The organism is Streptomyces sp. NPDC004561, from assembly GCF_053602155.1.
Window position 1 is genome coordinate 1 of record NZ_JBSGDB010000544.1, and the last position, 5461, is coordinate 5461.

Consider the following 5461-nt stretch of genomic DNA (forward strand, 5'->3'; position numbering starts at 1 on the left):
GAACCTCCAGGGCGGCCACGAGGATCATGTGGGGAAAAGGAACGCCACGGTATCGCGTTGCCGCTCCCCGCTATGTGGGGCACCGGTTCGGGGAGCGGACGCTGGCCCGGGTGCGCGAGGAGTACGTGGAGCGGGTGCTGGCGCTGCCCGCGTCCGCGGTGGAACGGGCCGGCACCGGCGATCTGACCGCGCGCGGCACGGCGGACGTGGCGACCGTCGGCACCACGCTGCGGGACGTCGGTCCGGAGCTGCTGGTCTGCACCGTGCAGGCGCTGTTCGTGCTCGGCGCGGTGTTCGCGCTCGACCCGCTGCTCGGCGCCCTCGGGCTGCTCGGACTGACCCCGATCTGGCTGGTGTTGCGCTGGTACCTGCGGCGCGCCCGGGACGCCTATCTCGCCGAGGGCGCGGCCACCTCCGAGGTCGCGGAGATCGTCGCGTCGACGGCGGCCGGCGCCCGGACCGTCGAGGCGTTCCGGCTGCGGGGGCGGCGGATCGCGGCGAGCCGGGACGCGCTGGAGAGGTCCCGCGTGACCCGCTTCCACACCCTGTTCCTGCGGACGGTGTTCTTCCCGGCGGTCGAGGTGACGTACACCGTCCCCGTGGTCGGGGTGCTGCTGCTCGGCGGGTGGCTGCACGCGCGCGGCGAGGTCGGGATCGGCGCGGTGGTGGCGGCCGCGCTGTATCTGCGGCAGTTCGTCGAGCCGCTGGACCAGATCCTGATGCGGGTGGAGCAACTGCAGAGCAGCGGCGCCTCGTTCGCGCGGGTGGAGGGGCTGGCGCAGGCGCCCCGCTCGGCGCCGGAGGACGGCGGCGCGGTCCCGGCGGACGATCGGATCGACGTGCGCGGGGTGCGGTACGCCTACGAGCGCGGTGGCGAGGTGCTGCGCGGGGTGGACCTGACGGTGCGGCCCGGGGAGCGCCTGGCGGTGGTGGGTCCCTCGGGCGCGGGCAAGACGACCCTCAGCAGGCTGCTCGCGGGCGTCGACCGGCCCGGGTCGGGCACGGTGACGGTGGGCGGGGTGCCGGTCGCCGAGCTGGCGCCGGAACTGCTGCGCCGCCAGGTCGTCCTGGTCACCCAGGAGCACCATGTGTTCCTGGGCACGGTCCGCGACAACCTGCTCATCGCCGAGCCCACGGCCGCGGACGCGGACCTGTGGGCGGCCCTCGCGGCCGTGGGCGCCGACGACTGGGTCCGGGACCTGCCGGACGGCCTCGACACCCGCCTGGGTACGGCCGGCCGGGCGACGGACGGCTCGCAGGCGCAGCAACTCGCCCTCGCCCGGGTCGTGCTCGCCGACCCGCACACCCTGATCCTCGACGAGGCGACCGCGCTGCTCGACCCGACGACGGCCCGGCACACCGAACGCGCCCTCGCCGCCGTCCTCCGGGGCCGCACGGTCATCGCCATCGCCCACCGCCTCCACACGGCCCACGACGCGGACCGCGTGGCGGTGATGGAGGACGGCCGCCTGACGGAACTGGGCACCCACGAGGACCTGGTGGCGGCCGACGGGGCGTACGCGGCCCTGTGGCGCACATGGCACGGAGATCCCACGCGACCGGCCCGGCCGTAGTCCCGCCCGTCCCGGCAGGACGGGCAGAACCCCGCCACCAACGGTTCGCATACCGAACATGAACATCCGGTCAACGAACCATTTCCGGCCAAATTTGTGACGCGACCCTGACATATGGCGGCGATCCCTGCCACTCTTCCCACGGCCGTCCCACAGCGCCCCCACAGCTTCATCCCCCACCCGCAGTGGGCGGCCCCGCACATGGTTCCGCGTAACGCCCAGTTCTGCCCGGACGCCCCAACCACCCGTCCGGTCTCCCCTGGCCGCGCGACCCGCGGTCACGCAGAAGGAGTCAGTGTTGAGAAGCAATTCCTCTCGCGGACGCACCTCCCACACCCCGCACCGCCCCACTTCCCACCGCCGGACGGCCACCGTCGCCCTCGCCGGCGTCGCCGCCCTGATCGCCGCCGCCGTCCAGTCCGGCGCGGCCAGCGCCGCACCGGCGGCCGAGGCGGGGGCCGGCAAGGTCGACCCGGCCCACGCGGCCCTGCGGCTCACGCCCTCGCAGCGCGCGGAGCTGATACGCCAGGCCGACACCACAACGGCCGCCACCGCGCGGTCGATCGGCCTCGGCGCCAAGGAGAAGCTGGTCGTCAAGGACGTCGTCAAGGACGCCGACGGCACCCTCCACACCCGCTACGAGCGCACCTACGCGGGCCTGCCGGTGCTCGGCGGCGACCTGATCGTGGACAGCCTGTCGGGCAAGACCATGGAGGTCATCCGCGCCGGCCGCGCCACGCTGAAGATCGCCGGCCTCACCCCGGCCGTGCCGAAGGCCGCGGCCGAGAAGCAGGCCGTGCGACGGGCGAAGGCGCTCGGCGGCACCAAGTCGGCCGCGGACAGCGTCCGCAAGGTGATCTGGGCGGCGAGCGGCACGCCGGTGCTGGCGTACGAGACGGTCGTCGGCGGCTTCCAGGACGACGGCACCCCGAACCAGCTGCACGTCATCACCGACGCGGCCACCGGCAAGAAGCTCTTCGAGTACCAGGGCGTCGAGACCGGCGTCGGCAACACCCAGTACAGCGGCCAGGTCACGCTGACCACCACCCAGTCGGGCTCGTCGTACACGCTGACCGACGGGGCGCGTGGCGGCCACAAGACGTACAACCTGAACCACGGCAGCTCGGGCACCGGCACCCTGTTCTCGCAGACCAACGACACCTGGGGCGACGGGACCACGTCCAACGCGGCCACCGCGGGCGCCGACGCCCACTACGGCGCGCAGGAGACCTGGGACTTCTACAAGAACACCTTCGGCCGCAGCGGCATCCGCAACGACGGCGTCGGCGCCTACTCCCGCGTCCACTACGGCAACTCGTACGTGAACGCCTTCTGGGACGACGGCTGCTTCTGCATGACCTACGGCGACGGCTCCAACGACGCCGACCCGCTGACCTCGCTCGACGTGGCCGGGCACGAGATGAGCCACGGCGTCACCTCCAACACCGCGGGCCTGAACTACAGCGACGAGTCCGGCGGCCTGAACGAGGCCACCAGCGACATCATGGGCACCGGCGTGGAGTTCTACGCCAACAACGCCTCGGACCCCGGTGACTACCTCATCGGCGAGAAGATCAACATCAACGGCGACGGCACCCCGCTGCGCTACATGGACAAGCCCAGCAAGGACGGCGGCTCCGCCGACAGCTGGTACTCGGGCGTGGGCAACCTCGACGTGCACTACTCCTCGGGCGTCGCGAACCACTTCTTCTACCTGCTGAGCGAGGGCAGCGGCGCCAAGGTCATCAACGGCGTCAGCTACGACTCGCCCACCGCGGACGGACTTCCGGTCATCGGCATCGGCCGGGACAAGGCGCTGCAGATCTGGTACCGGGCGCTCACCACCAAGTTCACCTCCACCACCGACTACGCGGGCGCCCGCACCGGCACCCTCGCGGCGGCGGGCGAGCTGTACGGCACCACCAGCACCGAGTACAAGGCGGTGCAGGACGCCTGGGCGGGCGTGGCGGTCGGTTCGCGCTCCGACGGCGGCGGCGGGGGTGGCGGCGGAGGCGGCAGCGTGTACGACAACAACACGCCGCTGGCGATCCCGGACAACGGACCCGCCGTCACCTCGGACATCACGGTCTCCGGCAGGACCGGGAACGCGCCGGGCAACCTCCAGGTGAGCGTCGACATCACGCACACCTGGCGCGGCGACCTGGTGATCGACCTCATCGGTCCGTCCGGCACCGCGTACCGGCTGAAGAACTTCAGCTCCTCGGACTCGGCGGACAACGTCAAGCAGACCTACACGGTCAACGCCGCCGCGGAACCGGCCAACGGAACCTGGAAGTTGAGGGTGCAGGATCAGGCCACATACGACACGGGCACGCTCAACGACTGGAAGCTGACGTTCCCGTAAACCACACGCCACGGGCCTGGTAAATCGGCGCCGTCCGGGGGTCCGGCACCCCCGGGCGGCCCCCGTTAACACCCCCGCAACGTTTATCGGACAGTCAGCTTCCAGCCAACATCACTTCAGGGTCCTGACATGTACGCGTCCTTGATGTCACTCTCTCTCCACCCGCCGCAGCAGCACAGCAACTTCCCAACGCCACACTCTCCGGCCAGTAACCCCACGCTGACCGGACTCCCCCACGAGAAGGAGCTTGCGTGAGCCCCCTCTACGCGCGTCACAAGCGCACCACTCTGGCCATCGCCACCGCTGTCGCCGCCGGAGCCCTCATCTCCACCGGACTGGCCACCAGCGCCTCCGCCCAGACCCCGGTCGAGGCCGCCGCCGCCAAGCCCCTGGCCGCCGCCCCGGCCGCGCTGTCCGTCGCCGCCCACACCTCGATGATCCAGCAGGCACAGGCCGACGCGGCCGACACCGCGCACAAGATAGGCCTCGGCGCCAAGGAGAAGCTGGTCGTCAAGGACGTCGTCAAGGACGTCGACGGCACCGTCCACACCCGCTACGAGCGCACCTACGGGGGCCTGCCGGTCCTCGGCGGCGACCTGGTCGTCCACACCGCCGGGTCCGGCAGGACGGAGGGCGTCACCAGAGCGACCAACGCGGCCATCAAGGTGGCCTCGCTCAAGCCGCAGATCACCGCCGTCAAGGCCGAGAAGCAGGCGGTGTCCGCCGCCAGGACGCTCGGCTCGGCCAAGAGCACCGCGGACGGCGCCCGCAAGGTGATCTGGGCCGGCTCCGGCACGCCCGTCCTCGCCTACGAGACGGTCGTCGGCGGCCTCCAGGACGACGGCACCCCGAACCAGCTGCACGTCATCACCGACGCGGCCACCGGCAAGAAGCTCTTCGAGTACCAGGGCATCGAGAACGCGACGGGCACCGGCAAGACGCTGTACTCGGGCGCCGTCAGCCTCTCCACGACCCAGTCGGGCTCGTCGTACAACCTGACCGACGCCACCCGGGGCGGTCACAAGACGTACAACCTGGCCCGCAAGACGTCCGGCAAGGGCACCCTGGTCTCGGGCTCGACCAACGTCTTCGGCACCGGCACCGCCTCCAGCTCCTCCTCCGACCAGACCGCGGCCGCGGACGCCGCCTACGGCGCACAGGAGACCTGGGACTTCTACAAGAACACCTTCGGCCGCAGCGGCATCAAGAACGACGGCGTCGGCGCCTACTCCCGCGTCCACTACGGCAGCAGCTACGTCAACGCCTTCTGGGACGACGGCTGCTTCTGCATGACCTACGGCGACGGCACCAGCAACACCCACCCGCTGACCTCGCTCGACGTGGCCGGCCACGAGATGAGCCACGGCGTCACCTCCAACACCGCGGGCCTGAACTACTCGGGCGAGTCCGGCGGCCTCAACGAGGCGACCAGCGACATCATGGGCACCGGCGTGGAGTTCTACGCCAACAACGCCTCGGACCCCGGTGACTACCTCATCGGCGAGAAGATCAACATCAACGG

At 71.2% G+C, this 5461-nt stretch carries 3 protein-coding genes; all 3 read left to right on the top strand.

Going from position 1 to position 5461, the window contains the following annotated elements:
- A partial coding sequence (locus tag ACWEN3_RS40270) for an ABC transporter ATP-binding protein (protein WP_452981836.1) occupies window positions 1-1574 on the top strand: 1574 nt, incomplete at its 5' end.
- Between the two features lie 298 nt (window positions 1575-1872).
- On the top strand, window positions 1873-3939 hold the full coding sequence (locus ACWEN3_RS40275; RefSeq protein ID WP_452981838.1) for a M4 family metallopeptidase: 2067 nt from the start codon (window positions 1873-1875) through the stop codon (window positions 3937-3939).
- Between the two features lie 251 nt (window positions 3940-4190).
- Window positions 4191-5461: M4 family metallopeptidase (locus tag ACWEN3_RS40280; RefSeq protein ID WP_452981840.1), on the top strand; the 1271-nt coding region annotated here is incomplete at its 3' end.